This is a genomic window from Asinibacterium sp. OR53 (assembly GCF_000515315.1).
Lineage (GTDB): Bacteria > Bacteroidota > Bacteroidia > Chitinophagales > Chitinophagaceae > Sediminibacterium.
Map to the genome: position 1 here is coordinate 1 of NZ_KI911562.1, position 23,838 is coordinate 23,838.

The following is a 23,838-nucleotide window of genomic DNA, read 5'->3' on the forward strand; positions in this document are numbered from 1 at the left end:
GCATAAGGACTCAACATGTTTGCAGTATCCGTCTTACGCAACAGGTTCAATACCATTGAAGCTGTATCGGAATACTTCACAAATTGGCCACTCTTTGCGTAACCACTCAACATATTCGATGTATCACTGATCTTCAATCGGTTCGTCAACATAGAAGAGGTGTCACTCTTACGTAAGAGATTCAATACCATAGAGGCTGTATCGGAGTACTTTACCAACTGACCGCTCTTCGCGTAACCACTCAGCATATTCGAAGTATCGCTGATTTTTAGCCGGTTTGATAGCATTGAAGCTGTGTCGCTGTACTTCACTCCAGACGAGCTGCGCAAATAAGGTGACAACATCGTTGTTGTATCGCTGTATTTGGCTAACCTGCTGAATAAAGAAGTACTGTCTGATAAAAACATGATGTCCGAAGACGCTATCTTCCTTAAAGCCCCGTTTAAGGTGGTTACAAATGAATCTGATTTAGCACCATTAGGAAGTGTAAGATTATTCAAGGTATTCATAGAAGTCGGCTGCCAACTCTGACTTGCATCGTTCCACATCAGTACCTGGCTGTTGGCAGGGATGCCGGCGGAGATATTTTTACCCATCAATTTATTGGCATTCCACAATGCAACCTTATTTGCAGCAGCAATGGTAATATTACTACCCGTTTGTGATAAAGTAATGGTATTAGTGGTATCTCCTGCAATGGTAATGCTTCCTATTTTCCCATTGATAGCAGTCACACCCCGATTAGTTAAACCAAACGCCTGCCAAATACCAGCCTGACAAGCATAGAATTGATGATCAGCATTACTATAGATCAACATACCATCTACACGATTGGCAATGGCCGAGGTATCCGATACCCTGGAGAGCAGCAACGCCTTGTCCGTGGCTTCTATTTGCAGTGCAACACTGTTATTCAGGAAAGCATAAGTGCCTATGGTAATGCCTCCAGCCTGGAGAATATTGAACCCTCGCATGCGCAAGGTATCCGTAGCAGTATGATTGCCCAGGTTATCACCAAAAGTTTGGGCCCGGGATGTTGTTGCTGTGAACGTAAAAGCCAGCAAGCATATGAAGCCGGCAATTTTGTGTAAATTTCTTCTCATAACATTATCTTTTAATCCAACCAATTCATCCTATTCTACACGATCTCTTATCTTATCTTTTATTTTATAACAACGATCTTATACTGACTACCCAATACCGATACCACATTATTCGTATAATTGGCCAATCGCACCGCTACTGTATCGGGATTACTTACCCATGAACTGTAAATCGACCAATTCGTGTAATCGTCATCTGGCGTTACAACAATGGGGTCTCCTTTTTTTACTCCCGGAACAAACACTTTTACCATTCCTGTAGTATTGGGTTGAATCATAACCGATTGACCAAATGTTGAAGTGACTGTAAGCCGGACGTCGGAGATATGGGTCACATTGACTTTTGCAGCCTGCGGTACAGCCCAATTTACCTGCCCTGTGCTATCCGTAACAAGGAATGAATTCGCGGGACCGGCCTTTATATTTGTATTGACATTAGTTACACTGGCATTGCCCGCATACAATGCATAAGGGGCACTCCACAATTGCATCGTTCCCATGTCTACATAGTTGTCTTTTGCAACCCACCACGATGCCGGTATAGAAGGGGCTACTGCAATTTTCAGGTTGAAGAAAAAAGGTCCGCTCGCCCAGGGAATGGTAGACAGGCTTTGGTTAAGGCTTGTGGGGGGTTTGGTTCCCTGGCCGATGATGATCTCGAATACACCATCGTTATTTGATTGTACCTGGTGTGTTTCTTCCAGCACCGTTGTACCGCCTACTGCTGCCGTTTGTATGATTGCACATTGCACATATACCGTCCGGTTGCGGGCCGGGTTGCCTATGTTGTCTTTGGCAACAAATTGATAAGGGATACCCGCAGGAGGCTGTGCTACAGCTATATCTTTTATACAAGCAAACGCAAGCACAACGAGTATTTTGATGAACTTTGTTTTCATATACAGTATTTTAGATAATTCGTTAGGTTAACTTTTTTTACATTTTTACAGGATATTAATTTAAAAAGGTTCTTCATGGGTTTAGTTTTTAATAGTCCTTCATAGGATAGGACTTCCGGTCTTTCATGGTTTAGTTTTTAATAGTTTTTCATAGGATAGGACTTTGGTCTTTCACAGGATATGGATTTTAATGGTCTTTCTCAGGACACTGCGCATTGATGCGCTTCAATAGACAATAGTATCTTCAACCAGTTGCCTGGTAATAATTTTATAACCTGATCAGTTTCAGATTATACTGCTGGCGTATCAATTCCACGTTAACCATATAAGTGCCGGAAGTATAATTACTGAGATCAAATGTCCATCCGGTAGCCATCGCCGTCATAGGCACCACCTGCGACAACATAACCCTTCCGTCAAATGCAATCACCCGCACCATGCACGACAACCCCGCATCAAAATTTCCTTTGCATTTCAAAGTGCTCATTCCCCTGGTAGGATTGGGATATACCGAGAGCGACAGCGAGAATTCCGGTATGCCGGGTCCTACTGGAGGTATTTCCCTGCAGCTTGCATCGAAATGTCCATTACCGTTATTGGCAATATCCAAAACACCCAGACCGTTGGAAACTGTTAAACATTTTGTTTTGCTGTACACAAGAAGGGGACTGGCAACTCCCACAGAACCATTATTACCTCCACCGATAGAAGAAAAAGAACAAGAAGTAGACAGCTGTGCCATGCCTGCGGAGCAGACAAGCAGCAAAGCCATCAACAATTGTATTTTTCTTTTAAAACCCATAATAGACGATCCGTGTTGTTGTTCCGTTATTCGTAGTTTCTACATCCATCGTATTGGCATCGAGCTTATTGATGATCCATTCTGTTTTGATATCACCTGCCGTGTTATTGGTGATCACTTCAACCAATTGCGATACAGAAGTCAGCATCCATTTACCTGAGAACCCGTCAGAATCTGTAAAAATGCCTGTGTAAGCTTGTCCTGCTGTTTGAGTATACGTCTTGGTATACCGAAGTTGATTAGCCGTTAACTGCTGCAGCACCCTGTTCTGATATACTTCTTTGATACGCCATACCCGATTACCAACTTCGCCAGTGAGATACTTCACCAGCTGGTCTTCAGGTTTGATGCTATTCCCATCGTCCTTTGTACAACTGCCCAGCAGGAGTACACAGAAGAAGAGGAAAGAAGCAATGATTTTGCAAGATGCCGTCATGTTAGTTGATATCCAGATTTCAATAGGTCCATTGCTCAGGATCCAGATACACGCGTTTTTGAAAGGGATTGGATAGACGAATAGGATGGCTTTTGCCGGAGGAATTGGAGATGGATTTGGTTAAACAGAGGACAAAAAAGTAGACATATCAGTATCGCAGCGGATAATGATCAGTCACAAGATTACAATTGGATGTAATGGTTTAAAAAAAGGATTTTGGAAACTGGATTAATAGTCAGAGGGTAACGACTAGCCACGAAAACTGGCTTCATACTGAAGATTTCAGCAGGAATTGGATTAGTGGGGTTTGGTGATCCAAAATTACAGTTTCGGTTCTGATAATGTGTCTTTTATGAAGGTTTTTTTGCAAAAAAAAGCCCCCCAAAATGGGGGGCTTTCTAAACGCTTGCGCTCACTTTTTTTATACTTTAAAATGCGAGAATGCTTTATTGGCTTCTGCCATACGGTGGGTATCTTCTTTCTTCTTGAAAGCAGCACCTTCACCCTTGCTGGCAGCTACGATCTCATTGGCTAATTTATCTGCCATGGTGCGGCCATTCCTTTCGCGACTGTAACGGATCAACCATTTCATGCTCAAAGAGATCTTACGATCGGGACGAACCTCTGCAGGGATCTGGAATGTTGCACCACCGATCCTGCGGCTGCGTACTTCTACAGCAGGCGTTACATTGGCGATGGCTTTTTTCCATATCTCATATCCGTCTTCACCAGTCTGCTTGCTCACTTTATCCACTGCATCGTAAAAAATGTTGATGGCAGTGCTTTTCTTACCCTGCCACATCAGGTTATTGATGAAACGGGTAACCAGTTTATCATTGAAACGTCCATCAGGAGCGAGGGGTAATTTTTTAGCTTGTGCTTTACGCATGACGTATAGTAATTAACGATTAATTGGAATTATTTTTTTGCCTTTTCTTTCTTCGTACCGTATTTAGAACGGCTCTTCTTACGATCTTTCACACCAGCAGTATCCAGGCTTCCGCGAACGATGTGGTAACGTACACCCGGTAAGTCTTTCACACGACCACCACGGATCAATACGATCGAGTGCTCCTGCAGGTTATGCCCTTCACCAGGGATATAAGCGATCACCTCCACCTTATTGGTCAAACGCACTTTCGCTACTTTACGCAAGGCTGAGTTCGGTTTTTTGGGGGTAGTGGTATATACCCTGGTACAAACCCCGCGACGCTGGGGGCATGCATCCAAAGCCCTTGATTTACTCTTAGCCCTGATAATTTCGCGGCCTTTTCTAACTAATTGCTGTATTGTAGGCATTCTGAACCATTTAAATTTTGGGACGGCAAAGGTAACAGTTGAAACCGAAAATCCAAAAAGTTTTCACAAGTTTCTGGTTTTTTGTCTACTCCGTTCCTGCCGGAGCATCCGCACCTATTTTAGCCTGTTGCCCACTTCCGGGCCGTTTTAAAGACCCAAAAATAAACACTATGAAGCGTTTTACCATGCATCAATTGCTTTATGGCCTGCTCCTACCCCTGGTTTCCGTCGCCCAGCCGCCGGTTCAGGCACCGCTTTCTTATACCCTTGCCGGCCAGGTATACCGCCAGGATTTTGATGGTCTGCCCCTCTCCGGTACGATACTATTTCCCGGCGGTAAAGGGCCTTTTGCCCTGGCTAATTCCCCGGTCAACGCAGCCGGGATGGAAGGCTGGTTCATGCTTCAAACAGGCAGCAGCAGCGCCAATGCCCAATTGCTAACCGGAACCGGATCGGGTACGGCAAGCGGAGCCTATAGTTTTGGAGCTTCCAAAAACACCAACCGGTCCCTGGGTTCCCTCGCATCTGGAAGCGGGGTATATGCATTCGGATTGCTCCTCAGCAACCAGACAGGCATTACGCTCGACAGCTGTACCCTTTCCTTTACCGTTGAACAGTGGCGCAAAGGCGGCTCCGGAAATCGTAATACCTACACTTTCAACTACGCTACAGGTAACCTGTCACCTCCTTTTTCATCGGCCCTTACAGCCGTTCCCGCATTGAACCTGCAATCTGTCGTGTATACCACAGGGGCTTCGGCTCTCAATGGGAAGTTACCTGCGAACCAATACCTCATCCGGCACACCATTCGCAATATCCACTGGAAACCCGGCGAACAACTGTTGCTCCGTTGGGATGATCATGACGAGCCGGGTAACGATGACGCCCTGGCCATTGATGATTTCTCTTTTGCTGCCTTCGTTACGGCGCCTGTATTTGTAGAAGATTGTACCGTCTCGCCCGTTCGTGAAAATACGATTGAAGCCAATCAACGGATCTGTGCAGGGAGCAAGCCTTCGGCGCTCGTTGGCTCGATTATCTCAAGTGAACAATCCCCCATCGCTTATGCATGGGAATACACTACGGTCTCTGCATCGAACGGCTTCCTGCCTGCACCCGGCATCAACAACCTGCCCCATTACGCACCACCCGTCATTGAAACCAATACCTGGTTCAGGCGAAAATTCACAATGGGCGCTTGTTCATCCTATTCTGCGCCTGTATCCGTCACGGCAATGAAAGAAGGCTTATGGCTGGGTAATATCAATCGCGACTGGAACAATGCCAACAACTGGTGCGGAGCAAATATCCCCGGTAGCAGCACTGATGTGTTCATTCCTGCTTCCTCACCATATTCCCCGCAGATCACCAGTTCAGCATCCTGCAATCACCTCACACTCTCAGATCAATCGGCTTTGCAGATCAGCGGCGTATTACAATGCAGTGGCTCCATTAACGCCCCTACTCAAAGCATCGATGCTACCAATGGCAGTATCGAACTGAACGGCCTCCAACCGCAGGCGCTCTCTTCAACTGCATTGTTGCAGCATACCATTCACCACCTCACCATCAACAATAACAAAGTGTATTTGAAAGATTCATTGAATGTTTCCGGTATGCTCAGTTGTCGCAAAGGAATGCTTGAAACCAATGGATGGCTTGTATTGAAGGAAGGTAGCAGGATCGGCCCTGTTGCCGCAGAGAGCGGCATCAACGGCATTGTTCATGTGGAATATCGTCTTCCCGATAGTGGTATACACCTGCTGGCACATCCTTTCTCAACGGCGCTGGATACAAAATTGTTAACAGAGCTTTCCAACATTGCATCTTTTTCTTTTTTCGATGAAAACGCCGGGTACTTATCATTTGACAAAGCAGCCGCCTGGACATCTTTTGACAGCAGCGCGAACATGCCGGAACCCAGATGGGAAAAGCACCAGGGGCTTCGCATGCAAATCAAAGGACCTCCAACCATCATTGTTCTATCTGGCCGCATAAACCAGGGCAGTCAGGAAATCTTTCTTCCACCAGATCAATACACAGGCTACCGGCTTGTTGTGAACCCCTATCCATGCCCGGTTGATATGCTGCATAGTTCCCCAAGCAACAACATCGCTCCTTATTTCTGGATATGGGATAGCCAGCAAGGTCTGCATGGCGGTTATACTTCAATTCCTTTTAAAAGTCATTTTATGATGCCCGCTTTCGCTTCTTTTTTTATCAAAACTTATGCGTTTACTGAAAACCATCTCCTGTTCACAGAGCAGGCAAAACTAACGGGTGAACCTTCCAATGGATTCATGGAGACCGCCGATGATCCTTATCATCTTGAATTGAGATTGGAAAGTGATGGTCGATTCTGGGATAGGATATTGCTCTTTCATATCGACAGTGCACGTGATGCAACCGATCCGCTGGATGCAGAAAAGATCATGAACCCCGACATCAGTTTTTATAGTTTCAGTACCGATAAAAATGCATTGTCTGCCGATGCGCGGCCTTTTCATAAAAAAACAGTGGTTCCATTGGGTATCCGTTCCAATGTATCCGGACTCTTCCGCATACGAACAGCCAGAAAATTTTTACCTGAAAAACTGGTTTTATACCTGCACGATAAATTGCTCGACCGGTGGATGCAACTGGAAAAAGACAGCAGTTATTATTTCAGGCTAAGCCATGATACATTGAATGGATCAACTGATCGCTTTGAGGTTACAGCTTTCAAAAAAGAGCTCGCAACCATTAGCATCCCTTCGAGGATCCGGTTGCTGGCCGGACCTGTTCCCGCCAATGACCGGCTTTTCGTTGATTTCAAAGCCATTCAACCTGGCAACTGTTCGCTGCATTTGTTTTCCCTGCAAGGGCAACAGGTAAGATCATTCATGTTAGGTTTTCGCCAGGAAGGTCGTTTTACCATTTCACTGGCAGGCATGCCCAAAGGGCTGTATATACTTGAATTAAAATGCGGTAGTGATACAGTCGTTAAAAAAGTTATGATCGGAGATGCATTATAAAAATTTGCACGTCATCCCTCGACTCGCTATGCTCGCTCGGGATGACGCACAACACAAGACATTAAATCTTAAACATCCAGTTGTGTGTATCAGCTATGCGGCAATCCCTGATGTCATTGAGCAGGTTCCTGATAGCAGGCGCCACTTTCCATTTGTCCAGATCGAACTGCATCACATGGTCTTTGTATTTCAATTCTTTGATGTAAGCAATAGTGGCTGCCGTTCCTGTTCCGAATACTTCCTGCAACTGGCCGGCTTTGTATGCCTCAATCAATTCATCGATGCTGATGCGGCGTTCTTCTACTTTGATACCTGATTCCTGTAACAATGTAGCAACGCTGTCTCTTGTAACACCTTTCAGGATCGTACCTTCTTCCAGTGAAGGTGTTACTGCTACCCCATTGATCAGGAAAAACACATTCATCATACCTACTTCCTGCAACCACTTGTGCTCGAAAGCATCGGTCCATAATACCTGGTCGTATCCTGATTTGTTGGCTTGCTTGGCTGCCATCATGCTACCGCCGTAGTTACCGGCATTTTTGGAGAAGCCCACACCACCGGGAGCAGCACGCGTGTACCTTTCTTCCACACTGATCTTCATGGGAGCGGCGAAATAAGGGCCGGTGGGACTGAGTATGATCAGGAACTTGTATGTTTCAGAAGGCCTCACTCCCAGCATAGAATCTGTTGCGATCATGAAAGGCCTGATGTATAAAGAGTGATCCTTTTTAGCGGGTATCCAGCTCTTATCCAGGTCTATCAACTGGCGCATGCCTTCTATGAAAATTTCTTCCGGCACAACCGGCATGCACATGCGTTCTGCTGAAAGATTGAATCGTTTAAAATTATCGTAAGGACGGAAGATGAAAGCTTCTCCTGCTTCGTTCCTGTATGCTTTAATGCCTTCGAAAATGGCTTGTCCGTAATGAAAAGCAGCCAGTGAAGGTTCGAACAGCAGCGGCTGATACGGTTTAATTTCTACATTCTTCCACTCTCCGTTTTCATAATCCGCCTCCAGCATGTGGTCGGTAAAGACACGACCAAACGGTAAATTTTCCAGGCTCATGCTTTTCAACCTGCTCGTTTCCACTTTCGTAACGTTTATCTCGGGTGCTGCTGTCATAGTTTCTATATTTGCTACAAAGAAACGAAAAAAATAAAAACTAACAATCGTTAATGGAGCAGCGGTTACCTGATTTTGTGCTGGCGGGACTGTATAAGAACAGCCTGGTGATTACTGAGGACGCTATTTCTCTTGCAAACACATTAACAAAAGATGGCACGTCTCCGGTAGAGAAACCCCTGCCTGCAGCACCCGCAGCTCTACCGAAACAATGGTACCTCGGCAATAATGGTAAACACATCGCCATCATTGTCAACGATGCCGGGGCCGTTTACCTGAACGATGAATCGCTGCAGTTCCTTTCCAGCATACTATCGGCCTGTAAATTGAACCTGGGCGACGTGGCCATCATCAACAGGCACCAGGAGCCCGTATTGTTTTCTTTCCTCAAAAGCCACCTGCAACCTGTGGTATTGCTGGCTTTTGATGTGAACCTGCAGCAGCTCCAATTACCTTTTACCATTCCGCATTACCAAGTGCAGCCATACGACCAGTGCCAGTTCCTGTCGGCCCCTTCCCTGCAAACCATGTTGGGCGAAAGCAAGGAAGCGAAGCTGGAAAAAACCAAACTCTGGCTCAGCCTGAAAAAGATATTCCAGCTATGATGCCTCCGATCATTTTTGCCACCAATAATCAAAACAAGGTGAATGAAGTCCGTTCTGTATTGGGAGAAGGTTTTGCTATCATCACATTGCAGGAAGCGGGTATCTACATCGATATCCCCGAACCGCACGATACCCTTGAAGCGAATGCAACGGAAAAATCGCAAACCATTCACCGGATGACAGGTAAAGATTGTTTCAGCGAAGACTCCGGATTGGAAGTATACGCACTGAACGGTGAACCGGGCGTGAAGAGCGCGCGTTATGCCGGTGAGAGCAGAAGCTTCCAGCAGAATATCGACAAGTTGTTATTGAATATGCAGGGCATCGATCAACGGAATGCCCGGTTTCGTACGGTGATCTCCCTCATTTTTCAAAGCAAGGAATACCAGTTTGAAGGTATCTGCGAAGGACGCATCATCGATGTGTGCAAGGGCGGGGAAGGTTTTGGGTATGATCCTATTTTCGTGCCGGATGGCGCCGAGAAAACCTTTGCAGAAATGAGCGTGGAAGAAAAGAATACATTCAGCCATCGCAAAAAAGCCGTCGCACAACTCATTGCATTTCTCAAAGAACACGCATCATGAACTGGATCAATCGGCACTGTTCCATATCCGCCAACTCTCTTCGGCTTGCAGCACCAGCATTTCCTCTCCGTTTTGAATGGTGGCGCCCATTGCTTTGCCCTTAGCAAGAAATTGGGTTTCTGCCGGGTTATAGACCAGGTCGTACAAGTGATGATCCGGTGTGAGGTATTGATAAGGGATAGCAGGATATTCTTCCGTTTTGGGGTACATACCCAGTGGCGTAGTGTTAATGACCAGGTGATGCGAAGAAAGCACCGATGCATCCAACTCATCATAACGCATGGTATCGTCTCCGGCCGTTCTCGATACAAACCGGTAATCGATATGCAGTTCCTTCAATACAAATTCTACTGCTGCCGAAGCGCCCCCCGTACCCAATATCAATGCATTGCGGTGATGAGGTTTCAGGAAAGGTTGCAATGATTGTTTGAAGCCCACCACATCGGTGTTATAACCGAACAATGATCCGTTGGTGATCTTAACGCAGTTACAAGCGCCCATTTGCTGTACGGCAGGTGTGTATCCTGATAGAAAAGCCAGTACCTGTTTTTTATACGGAATGGTAATATTGAATCCGCGCAGATCGCTGTGTTGTTTCAATACAGCATGCAGTTCTTCGATCCGGGGCAGGGAAAAATTTTCATAGACCGCATCGCGGATACCTTCCCGGCTGAACTTCCCGGTGAAATAATGCTGCGAGAAAGAATGTGACAGCGGGTATCCCAGCAAACCAAAGCGGCGCATAGTTATCAGGCTTTATCGAGGTAAAGTTCAAACGTATCTCCCCGCAATCCAACACGCATTGCTTCCAATGCGATCACTTCTTGCGGTGCGATATTTCCAAGGTTTACGTTGCAGCCGATGAGTTCCAGGAAGTATAATTGCTGCGCTTTCTGCGGCGCTTCCCAAAGGATCTTTTCTTCCGGTATCTGTGTGAGTATCTCCTGCACCAAACCTTCCCTTACTTCACCCGAGCCGCGGTAGATACCCACATTACCCGCTTCGCGTGCTTCTGCGATCACGTAAGAAGAGCCCGCTTCCAGTTCGGCGCGCATCAGTTCAATCCATTTATAAGGAGGAATGATATGCGCAGCGTCTTTACTTCCCACTTCACTCAATACAGTACCGTGCTGTGTGAGTTTCTCAATGTAGCCGCATTTCTCTGCATGCGGGATGGTGATGGAGCCATCACTCACTTCCATATAATCCACTCCATAGTCCTTACACACGGAGATATAATCATTGAACTGGTTCCGCACCAGGAAAGCTTCGAATAAAGTGCCGCCGAAATAAATAGGCACGTTGTATGATTTGTATGCTTCGATCTTCTCACGGAGTTTGGGCGTAACGAATGAAGTGCCGAAGCCCAGTTTGACAATATCCACATGCGGACCCGACACGCTCATAAAATTATGGACTTCCGTGATGCTGAGTCCTTTGTCCATTACCATTGTTATACCTGAATTCCGGGGTTGCTGCGTACGGGTAGGGATCTGCGTCAGATTAAAATTCATGCTCTTATTCGTTTTCTTGTCGGGTGCAAAAATAGGCTAATCGTACATGTGCAGCGGGAAGGAGTCTATATTTTTTTGCCCTTCTTGTAGCGGGCTACTATATCTACCACGTGGTTGTTTTGCAGTATGGACGGGTTGATCTCTACAAATTTTTTCAGGAGCCTGGGCGCTTTTTCCATCGCTGTTTCCAGTTTCACCAGGGCTTCTTTGCTCTTACCCATGATGAAAAGAACGGCGCTGTGATAGAACAGGAATACCGGTTTGCCTTCTGTGGCTTTCGATGCCGCCATGCATTGCTCTATCGCTTCATCGTAAAATTCCGCTTTGATCAGGCAGCGGATCAAAGCTTCCCATCCGGCCACATTCTTGGTTTTATAGCGCACTACTGCTCCGAAATATTGGATGGCATCCTTGAACTGGTTGAGGTTCATCTTGCATTCCCCCATGGCCAGGTTATATTCCGGCACCGAGCGGTGAATGCGCATGGCATTCTCCAGTTGCTTCACGGCGCTTTGCCACTGTTGTTCCAGCATATAGGTAACGGCTATCTTGTAGTGCAGCTTGCTGTCATCGGGGTTCAGGTGCACCGCTTTCTTGTAATGAAAGCGCGCCTGTGCATAATTGCCCATACGGTGATAGCAATGGCCGATGGCTTCATAGATCACATCTTCGGGGCGCGTTAGTTCCAGTACTTTTTCCAACACTTCAATGGCTTCCTTGTATTTTCTCAACCGCAGGTAAGCATCACCCATGTTGCGGTAAGCATAGTCGAACTTTTCATCGATGGCCACCGCATACTGGTATGCATCGATGGCTTTTTCATAGAGTTTCAATCCCTGGTAAGCCGCCGCCAGGTTGAACCAGGCCAGCTCGCTGAACGGATAATCTTCGATGATCTGCTGGTGCAGGCGTATGCTTTCTTCATTACGGCCGGTAAAATCTGTCCAGAAACAGATCTTGTACAGCGCCTCTTCATTATTGGGCTCTTCTTCCAGTATCAGTTTGAGGCAATCGAATACCTTATCGAACTCTTCATAATCGTCGTACACATCGGCCAGCTCAAAGAGCAGGTCAAGCCGCTCTTCCCCCTCAAAAAGGCGCAAGGCCGATTCGAGCAGTTCCACGGCTTTGGCTTGCTGGTCGAGCGCGAGGTAAGCATCTGTTTTGAGGATATAGAGGTTGATATCACTGCTGTCGTACAATTCCGCCATTTCCAGCACATCGAGCGCCTCCCGGTATTTACGGGTAGCCAGCAGCAAATCTGCCTTTTTGATCATCAACTGGGAAGAATAAGGGAATTGTTCCAGGCCGGTCTCGGCCGCTTCAAGTGCTTCAGGGAGATTATCTTTATCATCAAAATAATCTATAATACGTTCAAAAGCCTCTTCTTCAAGGAAACTATGGCTACGGCCCTGTTTCAGATTCTGGTATTGTCTCAATAGCTCCTTCAGTTCCTCTCGGTCTTCACGATACGGGTTTTCTCTCATCTGTCTATTGGTTTACCCAATTTAGAACAAAAATCAGCTTTTTCCAAGTTTCGGGTAACTTTTTTAATCCCTTAACGTTTAGCTAACAGAAGCTTAATTTGTAATTTTGTTAAAATTATTTACATTTGTGTTAATGAGAGGGCCAAAACATATTAAAACAGTTGCTATTGCATTCGTCCTTACCCTGGGCGTTAAGATAGCATTTGCTGCTTTTTCATTTACCGGCATTACCGACGAAAAAGGCGGTACCAAGAACAACAGCAAATATTCGTTGAAGAACGTAAATGCCGTATCATCTCACAAATCCCTTTCAGCGATTTCTTATTCTTCCCTCAAATCCAGCATGCAGTTCAAAGGAACGCAAGTCATGCATTCATCTTCCGTGAGTGAAGCCCTCAACGGAGGTGGAGAAGTGAGTTCCATGCTCAAATTTGACAATGGGAATACTACTTATATCTATCCTTATAAGTTCAAGGTAAGGGTTCCCAAATTCAAAACCCCTGCTCCTCCCGAGCACCACTAATTCAATTGATGATCCTGTAACCCGAAGTAGGTATCTCGAATTTTGATACCGGCACGGGACTTATGTTCACTTTCGTAGCTGTATACGTTATTTTCTTGTTCTCTCCTTCCATCGACTCATATTCCAGCACAAAACCCGGTATGTCTTTGAACTCGTATTGAAATTCCCTCACAGAAGGAATAATATTAGTGGCATAATACAGGCTGAATGTGGTGCCGTTTTTCAAACGCAACACAGCCTTTTTACACTCGTAGCCGAGTATATTCTTGGTCTCACCGGAATAGGCGATGGTCATGCTGTCGTACATTTTTTTATTGGCAGCGATCCATTGATCGTGATTCAGTTTGGTCATGAGTTTATGGTTGCCGAACTCACGCAATATCACTGCACTGGCAGCTGTTTTATCGTACAGCAGGGATTGTTTGAAAGCTGGACTTACCAGGTCTACCCGGCTGTTATTGCCGCGGATATACACTGTTTTTGTTGTAGCGCCGAATGATTCGGTAACATCTTTATCGCCACCCTTTTCTTCCAGGTTCACGCGGTAGGTAACGGTACAATCCGCCACCACCCGTTGTTGTGCATACAGCACTGCGGAGAACAACAATAAACCTATCAATGAAACATAAGCACGCATGGCCATTCTGTTTTGAATAGTACCATCAAATCTATGCCAAAAAAACTCAGTTATTGCGACGCTGGTTCTTCTCTTTCAGGTCCTGCAACTTTTTCTGGCTTTCCATCATCTGCTCATAGCGATCCTGCCATTTGCTTTTGGTCTTGGGCGCTTTACGCTTTTCTTCGATCTTGGCCAGTATCTTATCATGGTTGATGATATAATTCTGGATCACGAACTGCAGTCCGAGTGTGATGAGGTTCGATACCGTATAATACCAGGTCAGCGCCGAAGGCAACCTGTTAAAGATGAACAGCAGCATGAAAGGGAAAATATACGGCATGTACTTCATCATCGGATTATCCTGTGTTGGCGTCATGCTCATATTGTAAATAGAGATCAGGAAGCTCGTTATTACGGCTGTAATAGTGAACAAACTGATATGATCTCCGAATCCCAACGGTACATTGAAAGGCAGTTTGGCAATCACATCATAAGAAGAAAGGTCCTGGCTCCAGAGGAAGGATTGTCCGCGCAGCGCAATATTGGAATTGAAGAAACTATACAATGCAAAGAAGATGGGAATCTGCAATAAAGCCGGGATACAACCACCCAGTGGGTTCACACCCGCTTCGCGGAATAATTTCATTTGCTCCATGGCAAAGCCCTGCTGGTCGCTGCCGAATTTCTTTTTGATCACATCCAGCTCGGGGCGCAACACTTTCATCTTGGCGCCGCTCAGGTAACTGCTGTAAGTAAGCGGTGATGTTACCAGCCTGATGAACAAAGTCAGCAACAATACCACCCATCCGTAGTTCTTCACAAAACCCGCAAAGAAATCGAATACGGGCATGATGATGAATTTGTTGATAGGCCTTACAAAAGAATACATGTCACGGCCCAGGTTCACAATGCGGTCCATTTCAGGAGCCTGGTGCTTGAGGATCGAATAGTCGCTGGGACCAAAGTATAATTGAAGCGGTACAGATACCGATGCTGTCACCGGCAGTTTGGCCTGCAGGTTCATCTGCGCCGTAGCCAGTACATTGCTGGAATCGGTCTTGCGTTGCCATTGTACATCGCCACTGCCGAAGCCGTTCTTTGCCACGAGCGTGGTATTGAAGAACTGTTGCACCATACTCACCCATTGTACATTTTTTTCAAACTTGCGTTCCGTTTTGGCAGACATATAATCGAACTCGTTGCCTTCTGAAAAACAGATATTCGACATCTGCCTTTCATAAGTAGCTGTCCTTTCCTGCTGAAAAGTTTCGCCGTTCCATTGCAGGTTGAATTGCCCCTGGCTCAGCAATTTATCTGCACCGGTCAGGGATACATTCCAATCAACCATATAAGCGCCTTTCCTGATCACAAACTGGTGTATGATACTCTCTCCATTCGCGGCGTTGATGCTGAAGTTGATAGATTGGCTGCCATCGGCCTGGGTTACGGGAGCCGAAGGCGTGAAGAATAAACCGGTGGTGGAAGCCGATTGGTTGGCCGCCGTATTTACATTATATCCCAGTTGGTTCTGGTTAAAAAGCACCACGGGACTGCCCTGGGCTGAATGGTAGTTTTTCAGTTCTACCGATTTTACCTGCCCGCCTTTGGTGGTAAAAGTTACTTTGATCACGTCGTTTTCCACGCTCACCAGCTGTTCCTGTCCAATGGCAGCCGTGGTAAAATCACCTGCAGCCGCTACGCGGGAAGCAGAATCACGCTTCAGGGAATCGATGCGCGCAAGGGCTTTATCCTCCGGTTTAATGCGACTGGCGGCTATACGGGCAAGGGAATCTTCCTGTTTTTTCCTCGCTTCCAATAATGTGGCCTGTTGTTTGTTATTGTACCAGAAAAAAATAAAAAACAGGACTCCCAGCAAGATGAATCCAATGACCGTATTCTTATCCGTCTTCATAGAAACTTTTATTGAGCGGCAAAGGTAGGGCATGGATCGAAAACTGGAGGTTTTCCCTGTTATATTCCGTTAAAATAGCTTTAAAACGGCTTTTTCTACGGGCCGTACCGGTTTAAAATCGTTCCTTTACCATTCCGACTCCAACCAGGTATTCCCCTACTTCAACCGTTTTTCTGCTCCAAATTGTAATTATGAAGGAAAAGACCAGTCCTGCTGCCTATGTACATAGGGGTGCGGGTGCCCCCAGCAGATGGAACCGTTTTTTATGGTGGTTGGCAACAGCCGAAGAAGAATTGATCAGGGATTGCATGATCGATCGCAACCGTTACGCCATTATAGGTATGAGCGTGATGGGCACCTGGTTATTTGCCACTTTTGCCTGGACCTATTTTTTCAGTACCGTTACCTCTAACCTGCCAATCGCTTGTTTCCTGGGTTTTTTTATGGGTTGCATCATCCTTTCCATAGACAGGGCCCTGATCAAGGGTATCACCCGCAGCAACAAACGCAAGTTCATTCCCCTGGTTTTCCGTGGACTGCTGGCAGTGACCATTGGTGTTTTCATGGCACAACCTGCTTTGCTTTACTTGTTCGATAAAGAGATCCATGTACAGACTTCGCTGGATAATGAGCACCGGAAAAAAGAAAAGCGCATGCGCCAGGACTCGCTTTACCAGGCATCGCGTGCTGATCTGCTGCGTTCTAAAAATGAGCTGGAACAACAACTCTCCACAAAATATGGTGAAGTGAGCCAGGCCAGGCAGACATTCATTGCTGAAACCGATGGTACTGGTGGAAGTAAAAGACCCGGATTGAAAGATGTGGCGAAGGCCAAGCAGGATGAATACCAGAAACTGGGTATCGAATACCAGCAAATGGAAGGACAACTGCGGCCACGGCTCCGCATGGTTGATAGTTCATTGCACGCCATCGATCTCACTGTTCAAAAAGAGCAACAGGCTTTTGAAGCGTTGTTAAACGACGGTTTCATCACGCGCATTGAAGCGCTCAATCACCTGGTGAAAGACAATCCGGCCGTGGCTTTCCGTTATTACCTGCTCGTAGCATTGTTGATGCTGATCGAGCTCATGCCTGTGATCGCAAAAACATTGTTGCCTACCGGCTCTTACGATGAAAAAGTGCGGTTACGTGAAGAGCTGGAGAAAGAGACCATCCAGAAAGACCACGATCGCGAGCTCTCTGTGAGGCAGATATATGGTGAAGGGGCCCTTGAGCAGGACAGCCGTTTCATTAAAGACTTTTTTGCCACTGCATCACGCAACCAGTACGAGAACATGCGCCAGTACCTTTCTACCTGGGTGGATGACGGCCGGAGTCTCGACCAGGTATGGTATGATGTGAAGAAAAACATGTTCACCAAACAGCACAACTGATCAGCGGGCACCGGGCCCCGGCGGGCAATACATGCGCAGGTAATCGGTGTACAAATGCGAAAGATGTGCCGTAGTTCCTTTGCCTTCAAAAATGCCGTGTGACCGGTTGGGATAACTCATCAGTTGGAATTGTTTGCCATTTGCAATCAATTCATTGATCAGCATTTCTGCATTGTTGTAATGCACGTTGTCGTCGCCCGTACCATGGATATAGAGCAGATGTCCTTTCAGGTTTTTGGCGTGTGTGATGGGTGAACCATTCACAAAGTCTTCCCTGTTCTCCTGCGGCAACCCCATGTAACGTTCCTGGTAGATATTGTCGTAAGTCAATTGATTACCTACACCGGCTACCGCAATGCCTGTTTTATAAATTTCAGGATACTGGAACATCAGGTTGAGTGTGGCCGAACCGCCACCGCTCCAGCCCCATACGGCCACACGCGAAGTGTCTGTAAAAGGCCATTTGAGTATCTCTTTTGCTGCCAGTGCCTGGTCGCGGATATTGACCTGTCCTATTTTCCGGTACACAGATTTACGCCACTCTCTCCCTTTGGGTACAGGCGTTCCGCGGTTATCAATTGAAATATAGATATATCCTTCTTCGGACATGTTTCCATTGAACAGGAAATTATGGCCAACACCGTATTGGTCTTTTACGTTTTGTCCCCACGGCTCTGTATACACATAAAATACAACGGGGTATTTTTTTGTAGAATCAAAATGGTTTGGCTTTACCATCCAGGCATCCATCTCTACTCCTTCCGCAGTTTTCACTTTGAAAAAGTTGAGATTCGATTGAGCGGGGCTTGTCTTTGCCAGTGCATTGTTTACATTGTCGCCATTGAATGCTTTGTGATCGGGCAATGATACCCATTCTTCAACAGGCCTTGTATAATAATTGGAGAATGAATGTATGGCAAAATGCCCCGTTGGCGACACTTCATAATCGTGTGTACCCGGTTGGTTCATGGGCGTCAATCGCTCTGCTGTTCCGGTACCGTCGAGTTTGGTGCGATACAAATATTTCTGTGTGGCGTTATCGGGTGAAGCAAAAAAATAAACATACCCGCCTGGCTCATCGATGGAGCTGATGTCCATCACATCATAATTGCCTTTTGTAACCAGCGTTTCTTTTTGTCCATCGCGACTAACGCGATACAGGTGGCGCCACCCGTCTTTTTCACTTGCCCACAGGAACTCCTTGCCATTGTTGAGCCAGTCCCATCCACCGTAAGCATAATCATCATCCCACAAAGGCAGTATATCGATCCATGTTTTTTCTTTTTCACTGTAGATCGCATTGGATGCACCCGTAGCAATATTGCAAACCAAGAGGTTTGATTCGTTTTGTTTGCGGTTCAGGTGTTGCACAATCAGTTCATGGCTGTTGGCTGCCCATTCCATCCGCGGAACATAAGATTGCAATACCGGGTCTGTAGGAATGTTCATCCATTTTGTGTTGGCAGTGGTAATATCTGCTACGCCGATCCTGAAAGGAGAAGGCGCTTCACCTGCAACCGGATATTCTACAGGCTTTACAAAAGGATAGATAGAATCGGTATTGTTGATCATCAGGTAATCCTTTGTGCGGGAAGCATCTATCTGCCAGTAAGCGATCTTACGGCCATCGGGACTCCACCTGAATCCATCCCTGCAAAAGAATTCTTCTTCATAGGCCCAGTCGAATGTGCCGTTGATCTTTTTGCGGGTACCACCGCTGGTGAGTGCAGTGACTTTACCGGTAGCAATATCTTCTACATAAATATTATAATTACTTACATAGGCAAGTTTCCTGCCATCGGGAGAGAATTTGGCGAACATGAGGGAAGAAGCCGGGAATTGCTTGCCCATTTTTTTCAGGCTGCCGGTTGTAAGGTTGAGTATCCAGTAATCGCCGCGGGTATCGTAGCGCCATACTTTCTTGCTGTTGTTATAGATCAGTACCTGGGTATTGTCGTTGGAAAAGAAAAAATTGCGGATGCTGATGGGATTATTCTCACCGGCAGGCGTTAATTTTTCTTTCGAAGCGATGACTGTTTTGATGAAGGCAGGCAATTCATATCGAACGATCTCTCCATTTTCTGCCGCGAAATAACCGTTGCCATCTTTGGTCCATTTGTATCCATGAGGGGGTTGGGCATGGATGATGCGTACGCATGTTGCCAACAACAAAGTAAGCAACAACAATTTGTTCATTTTCATAGCAAGCAATCTTAGTTCATTGAAAAAATTACCAGCCACCGCTGGCGCCGCCGCCGCCGCTGCTTCCGCCGCCGAAACCGCCGAAGCCACCGCCGCCGCTGTCACCACCACCCCAGCCGCCGCCACCGCGACCGCCGCCGCTCAGGAGGGATGTCCAGAAAATAGTTTGTGCAATATCGCCATAACCGCGCCGGCTTACCATACCACCACCTCCTCCGCCACCGCGGCCTAGTATTACCAATACCACTACCAGTATGATAATGAAAGTAAAGATCGATTTAGCGCTGGTGCCACTGCTATTCTGCCGTTCGCGTTTTACTTTGTATTCTCCCACTGCTGCTTTGGCAATGGAGTTGGTGGCCTGGTCGATGCCGCGGTAATAATTACCATCGCGAAAATTGGGAGCGATATCATTGCGGATGATGCTGGCGCTAACAACATCGGGAATGGCGCCTTCCAGTCCGTACCCTACTTCAATGCGTACCTTCCGGTCGTTGATAGCTGCAATCAGCAATACGCCGTTATTGGTTTTCTTATTGCCGATGCCCCAATCGCGGAAAAGCTTTACGGCGTACTCTTCTATGGGGTAATCGTTCAGTGTTTTAACCAACACCACAGCGATCTGGTTGGAGCTGCTGTCGTCCAGCGCCACCAGTTTCTGCTCCAATATCTCGCGCTGTTCGGGCAATAATACACCGGCAGCATCGTTCACCAGCCTCGGCGGGTTGGGTTTGGGAAGTATGTTCTGCGCCATCAGGGTATGCATCCCCAATATCGCCAGGAGTAAAAATACGATCCGCTTCATGGTTGTTCGTTAAAGCGCCCCGCCTGCACAAGCCGGTGGGGCGCTTATTTATTTTCCGAATACAATATCGTCGGGCAACTCGTTCTTGTCTGTTTGTTCATCATAAGGGAAATGCTGCGCGAGCGCTTCTCCTATTTCCGTAACGATCTGAACGATGCCTTCTGTGTAGTTGTTCTTATTAAAATGCTGCAGCATTTGTTGTACTTCCTGGTTCCAGAAAGCAGACCCCACGCGCTGGTGAATGCCTTCATCGCCGAAAACAGCCAGTTGCCGGTCTTTCATGGCAATATAGACCAGCACAGCATTACGCGCCGCCGTCTCGTACATTTTCAGTCCGCCGAATATTTCATGCGCCCTCCGCAAAGGGTCAACGAAACGGCAACGACTTTCGATGAATACCCGCAGTTCGCCACTGGTCCTGCGTTCTGCATGCTGGATGGCTGCAACGATGCGCTTCTGTTCATCGGCAGAAAAATAACGGTCGGGTCTTTTACTGAATAATCGCAACATGTATCGCGGTTAGAATTTTACTTCAGGCGCTTTTTCGGCACCGGCTTCGGCCTTGAATCCTTCCTTGGTTTTAAAGCCGAACATACCGGCCAAAATATTCATCGGGAAAGAACGGGCTTTCACATTGTAATCGGCCACTGCCTGGTTGAAATCGTTGCGGGATACTTTGATCCTGTTCTCCGTTCCTTCCAGTTGCGCCTGTAATCCGCGGAATGCATCATTGGCGCGCAGGTTGGGATAATTCTCGCTCACCATCAGCAAACGGCCGAGGGCTTGTGAAAGTTGACCTTGTGCCTGCTGGAACTGTTGTAATTTCTCAGGAGTGAGGTCTTTAGGATCTACTTTTATCTGTGTAGCGCTGGCCCGGGCCTGTATCACGTTCTGTAAAGTGGTCTGTTCGAAATTGGCTTCTCCTTTTACGGTGTTCACCAGGTTAGGGATCAGATCGGCACGACGCTGATAATCGCTTTGTACGTTATTCCATGCTTTATTCACGGTTTCATCCTGAACTACCAGGCCATTGTAACCGCGACAGCCGCATCCGCCCAGTATCAATACCAATGCCGCTATAACAATCAGGGTAAGACTTTTTGTACTCATTTGACTTGATTTTGTTTTGAAATTACGTTTTTATATGTAATTGTCCGATGGGTTGTGGTAAACGGGAAAATATCAGGCCTGGATGGCTGCAATACCCGGTAATACTTTTCCCTCGAAATATTCCAGCAGGGCGCCGCCTCCTGTTGATACATAGCTTACTTTATCTGTAAAGCCAAACTGGTTCACGGCGGCTACGCTATCGCCTCCGCCTACCAGTGAGAAAGCGCCGTTCTGTGTTGCGTTTGCCACTGCAGTAGCAATGGTTTTGGTACCATGCTGGAACTTTTCCATTTCAAATACACCCATGGGGCCGTTCCACAAAATGGTCTTTGAACGTTTGATGCAGTTGCTGAATTGCTCACAGGCATTTTCTGCAATATCCAGTCCCATCCAGCCATCGGGAATCTGGTTGCTGGGAGCGGTGGAAGTATTGGCATCGGCTGCAAATTTATCGGCGATCACAGAATCGGATGGCAGGTGAATGCATACGCCTTTTTCTTCGGCTTTCTTCAGCAGGTCGAGCGCCGTTTGCAGGCGGTCTTCCTCGCAGAGTGAATTACCAATATTTCCTCCCTGCGCTTTCATGAAAGTATAGGCCATGCCACCTCCGATGATGATGTCTGTGGCGCGCTCCAGGAGGTTCTCCAGGATGAGTATCTTATCACTCACTTTCGCCCCACCGATGATGGCCGTAAAGGGTTTGGATGCCTGGTGCAATACTTTCTCCGCGCTGGACACTTCACCTTCCATCACCAGTCCGAACATTTTTTTATCGGCAGGAAAGAATTGCGCGATCACGGCTGTGGAAGCATGCGCCCTGTGTGCGGTACCGAATGCATCATTCACGTATACATCACCCAGCTTACTCAGTTTTTCGGCAAAAGCAGGATCGCCTTTTTCTTCCTCTTTGTAAAAGCGGAGGTTCTCGAGCAGCAACACTTCACCGGGCTTCAGGGCAGCAGCAGCCTGTATGGCGCTTTCGCCAATACAATCATCTGCAAAATGAACAGGTACCGCGTGGCCTGTGGCTTTGCTCAATAATCCTTGTAAATGAGCAACCAGGTGCTTCAGCGAATATTTTTCTGTAGGGCCGTCTTTCGGGCGTCCGAGGTGACTCATTAAGATCACGCTTCCGCCATCGTTCAATATTTTTTGGATGGTAGGAATGGTGGCCCTTATCCTCGTATCATCGGTGATCTCGAAATTGGCGTTCAGGGGTACATTGAAATCTACGCGGATCAACGCTTTTTGTCCGGCGAAAGAGTGATGGGTAAAACGGCTCATGGTAGTGTTTATTAATAGTGTATGCAAACTAAAAATGCCGGATCAGCGTCCGGCATTTTTTTTCTTGTCTTTTTTATTTGCTGATCAGACCGGCGAAATACTTAACAGTACGCACCAGCTGACTTACATAACTCATTTCGTTATCGTACCAGCTAACTGTCTTCACCAGTTGTGTATCGCCAACGGTGATCACTTTGGTTTGTGTACCATCGTACAAAGAACCGAAGTGCATACCGATCACATCCGAGCTAACGATCTCGTCTTCAGTATAACCGAAGCTTTCGTTGCTGGCGGCTTTCATAGCGGCATTTACTTCTTCGGCCGTTACTTTTTTGGTGAGGATGGTAGTCAGTTCTGTGAGTGAACCGGTAATGGTAGGCACACGCTGTGCAGCTCCGTCGAGTTTACCTTTCAGTTCGGGCAGTACCAGTCCGATGGCTTTGGCCGCCCCGGTACTGTTGGGAACGATATTGGCTGCTGCAGCCCTTGCGCGGCGCAGGTCGCCTTTGGCGTGGGGCGCATCGAGGGTATTCTGGTCGTTGGTATAAGCGTGGATGGTAGTCATGAAACCAGCTACGATGCCGTACTGGTCGTTCATTACTTTGGCCATCGGCGCCAGGCAGTTGGTAGTACAGGATGCGCAGGAAATGATGGTTTCGCTGCCGTCCAAGATATTATGGTTTACATTGAATACTACGGTTTTCAGGTCACCGGTAGCGGGGGCAGAGATCACTACGCGCTTGGCCCCGGCTGTGAGGTGCGCTTCCGCTTTGGCTTTATCGGTAAAAAATCCGGTTGACTCAATCACCACGTCTACACCATGTGAACCCCAGGGAATTTGTGCGGGATCTCTCTGTGCGTATATTTTTACGGTTTCTCCGTTCACTACGATGGCGTCTTCTGTAGAAGTAACGGTAGCATCAAAACGGCCTTGTGCACTGTCGTATTTCAATAAATGAGCTAATACTTTGGGACTTGTCAGATCGTTGATAGCAACCACTTCGATTCCTTTCATATTATAGATTTGGCGAAACACCAAACGGCCTATGCGTCCGAATCCGTTAATGGCAACTTTAACTGTACTCATGAATAATTGGTTTAATGATTGGTATAAATGCTA

Annotated in this window: 23 protein-coding genes; 5 read left to right on the forward strand and 18 right to left on the reverse strand. The window is 46.9% G+C overall.

What is annotated here, in order from left to right; translation table 11 throughout:
- From SEDOR53_RS16620 to rpsL, 6 genes are all read right to left on the reverse strand, one after another.
- Positions 1-1,103, reverse strand: a 1,103-nt coding sequence (locus SEDOR53_RS16620; protein WP_037360213.1) for a hypothetical protein, incomplete at its 3' end; no start/stop codon positions are given.
- Positions 1,104-1,162: 59 nt separating this feature from the next.
- Positions 1,163-2,002 carry a hypothetical protein gene (locus SEDOR53_RS0100010; RefSeq protein ID WP_026767862.1) on the reverse strand — a complete coding sequence of 280 codons (840 nt, stop codon included), beginning with the start codon at positions 2,000-2,002 and terminating at the stop codon, positions 1,163-1,165.
- Positions 2,003-2,270: 268 nt separating this feature from the next.
- Positions 2,271-2,774 (reverse strand): T9SS type A sorting domain-containing protein, encoded by a 504-nt coding sequence (locus SEDOR53_RS0100015; protein ID WP_157576643.1) that lies wholly within the window; start codon positions 2,772-2,774, stop codon positions 2,271-2,273.
- Between the two features lie 19 nt (positions 2,775-2,793).
- Positions 2,794-3,240 carry a hypothetical protein gene (locus SEDOR53_RS0100020; RefSeq protein ID WP_026767864.1) on the reverse strand — a complete coding sequence of 149 codons (447 nt, stop codon included), beginning with the start codon at positions 3,238-3,240 and terminating at the stop codon, positions 2,794-2,796.
- A gap of 421 nt (positions 3,241-3,661) precedes the next feature.
- Complete coding sequence (rpsG, locus tag SEDOR53_RS0100025) at positions 3,662-4,129, reverse strand: 30S ribosomal protein S7 (protein ID WP_026767865.1); 468 nt, start codon at positions 4,127-4,129, stop codon at positions 3,662-3,664.
- Between the two features lie 29 nt (positions 4,130-4,158).
- Positions 4,159-4,539 (reverse strand): 30S ribosomal protein S12, encoded by a 381-nt coding sequence (gene rpsL, locus SEDOR53_RS0100030; RefSeq protein WP_026767866.1) that lies wholly within the window; start codon positions 4,537-4,539, stop codon positions 4,159-4,161.
- A gap of 170 nt (positions 4,540-4,709) precedes the next feature.
- On the opposite strand from rpsL, the gene SEDOR53_RS0100035 reads away from it, so the two are divergent.
- The gene (locus SEDOR53_RS0100035) at positions 4,710-7,553 is read left to right on the forward strand and encodes a T9SS type A sorting domain-containing protein (RefSeq protein WP_026767867.1); all 2,844 of its coding nucleotides are present in this window, start codon (positions 4,710-4,712) and stop codon (positions 7,551-7,553) included.
- A gap of 61 nt (positions 7,554-7,614) precedes the next feature.
- Here SEDOR53_RS0100035 and SEDOR53_RS0100040 read toward each other — a convergent pair whose 3' ends face one another.
- Positions 7,615-8,679, reverse strand: a complete 1,065-nt coding sequence (locus SEDOR53_RS0100040; RefSeq protein ID WP_026767868.1) for a branched-chain amino acid aminotransferase — start codon at positions 8,677-8,679, stop codon at positions 7,615-7,617.
- A gap of 53 nt (positions 8,680-8,732) precedes the next feature.
- Between SEDOR53_RS0100040 and SEDOR53_RS0100045 the strand changes: the two genes are divergently transcribed.
- Both SEDOR53_RS0100045 and rdgB read left to right on the forward strand, forming a co-directional pair.
- The gene (locus tag SEDOR53_RS0100045; protein ID WP_026767869.1) at positions 8,733-9,284 is read left to right on the forward strand and encodes a hypothetical protein; all 552 of its coding nucleotides are present in this window, start codon (positions 8,733-8,735) and stop codon (positions 9,282-9,284) included.
- Positions 9,281-9,868, forward strand: coding sequence for an RdgB/HAM1 family non-canonical purine NTP pyrophosphatase (gene rdgB, locus SEDOR53_RS0100050; RefSeq protein WP_198018752.1), 588 nt, complete (start codon positions 9,281-9,283; stop codon positions 9,866-9,868). The genes SEDOR53_RS0100045 and rdgB overlap by 4 nt, the downstream gene beginning before the upstream one ends.
- Positions 9,869-9,874: 6 nt before the next feature.
- Here rdgB and SEDOR53_RS0100055 read toward each other — a convergent pair whose 3' ends face one another.
- From SEDOR53_RS0100055 to SEDOR53_RS0100065, 3 genes are all read right to left on the reverse strand, one after another.
- Positions 9,875-10,612, reverse strand: a complete 738-nt coding sequence (locus tag SEDOR53_RS0100055; protein WP_026767871.1) for a shikimate dehydrogenase — start codon at positions 10,610-10,612, stop codon at positions 9,875-9,877.
- Positions 10,613-10,617: 5 nt separating this feature from the next.
- Positions 10,618-11,382: a phosphosulfolactate synthase gene (locus tag SEDOR53_RS0100060; RefSeq protein WP_026767872.1), complete on the reverse strand. Its 765-nt coding sequence runs from the start codon at positions 11,380-11,382 to the stop codon at positions 10,618-10,620.
- Between the two features lie 65 nt (positions 11,383-11,447).
- Positions 11,448-12,869: a tetratricopeptide repeat protein gene (locus SEDOR53_RS0100065; RefSeq protein WP_026767873.1), complete on the reverse strand. Its 1,422-nt coding sequence runs from the start codon at positions 12,867-12,869 to the stop codon at positions 11,448-11,450.
- A 133-nt stretch (positions 12,870-13,002) separates the two neighbouring features.
- On the opposite strand from SEDOR53_RS0100065, the gene SEDOR53_RS0100070 reads away from it, so the two are divergent.
- Positions 13,003-13,392, forward strand: a complete 390-nt coding sequence (locus SEDOR53_RS0100070; RefSeq protein ID WP_026767874.1) for a hypothetical protein — start codon at positions 13,003-13,005, stop codon at positions 13,390-13,392.
- A 1-nt stretch (position 13,393) separates the two neighbouring features.
- Here the strand turns inward: SEDOR53_RS0100070 and SEDOR53_RS16625 are convergent, their stop codons facing one another.
- Positions 13,394-14,029 carry a hypothetical protein gene (locus tag SEDOR53_RS16625; protein ID WP_157576645.1) on the reverse strand — a complete coding sequence of 212 codons (636 nt, stop codon included), beginning with the start codon at positions 14,027-14,029 and terminating at the stop codon, positions 13,394-13,396.
- A gap of 46 nt (positions 14,030-14,075) precedes the next feature.
- Positions 14,076-15,923 carry a membrane protein insertase YidC gene (yidC, locus tag SEDOR53_RS0100080; RefSeq protein ID WP_026767875.1) on the reverse strand — a complete coding sequence of 616 codons (1,848 nt, stop codon included), beginning with the start codon at positions 15,921-15,923 and terminating at the stop codon, positions 14,076-14,078.
- Positions 15,924-16,114: 191 nt separating this feature from the next.
- On the opposite strand from yidC, the gene SEDOR53_RS0100085 reads away from it, so the two are divergent.
- Positions 16,115-17,317 carry a DUF4407 domain-containing protein gene (locus SEDOR53_RS0100085; RefSeq protein ID WP_026767876.1) on the forward strand — a complete coding sequence of 401 codons (1,203 nt, stop codon included), beginning with the start codon at positions 16,115-16,117 and terminating at the stop codon, positions 17,315-17,317.
- On the opposite strand, the gene SEDOR53_RS0100090 is transcribed toward SEDOR53_RS0100085, so the two are convergent.
- From SEDOR53_RS0100090 to gap, 6 genes are all read right to left on the reverse strand, one after another.
- The gene (locus SEDOR53_RS0100090; RefSeq protein WP_026767877.1) at positions 17,318-19,519 is read right to left on the reverse strand and encodes a DPP IV N-terminal domain-containing protein; all 2,202 of its coding nucleotides are present in this window, start codon (positions 19,517-19,519) and stop codon (positions 17,318-17,320) included.
- Between the two features lie 28 nt (positions 19,520-19,547).
- Positions 19,548-20,324 (reverse strand): YgcG family protein, encoded by a 777-nt coding sequence (locus SEDOR53_RS0100095; RefSeq protein ID WP_026767878.1) that lies wholly within the window; start codon positions 20,322-20,324, stop codon positions 19,548-19,550.
- 48 nt (positions 20,325-20,372) lie between these two features.
- Complete coding sequence (locus tag SEDOR53_RS0100100) at positions 20,373-20,834, reverse strand: TPM domain-containing protein (protein ID WP_037326796.1); 462 nt, start codon at positions 20,832-20,834, stop codon at positions 20,373-20,375.
- A 9-nt stretch (positions 20,835-20,843) separates the two neighbouring features.
- On the reverse strand, positions 20,844-21,434 hold the full coding sequence (locus SEDOR53_RS0100105) for a LemA family protein (protein ID WP_026767880.1): 591 nt from the start codon (positions 21,432-21,434) through the stop codon (positions 20,844-20,846).
- 72 nt (positions 21,435-21,506) lie between these two features.
- Complete coding sequence (gene pgk, locus SEDOR53_RS0100110; RefSeq protein WP_026767881.1) at positions 21,507-22,718, reverse strand: phosphoglycerate kinase; 1,212 nt, start codon at positions 22,716-22,718, stop codon at positions 21,507-21,509.
- Between the two features lie 73 nt (positions 22,719-22,791).
- Positions 22,792-23,805 carry a type I glyceraldehyde-3-phosphate dehydrogenase gene (gene gap, locus SEDOR53_RS0100115; protein WP_026767882.1) on the reverse strand — a complete coding sequence of 338 codons (1,014 nt, stop codon included), beginning with the start codon at positions 23,803-23,805 and terminating at the stop codon, positions 22,792-22,794.
- Positions 23,806-23,838 lie beyond the last annotated feature (33 nt).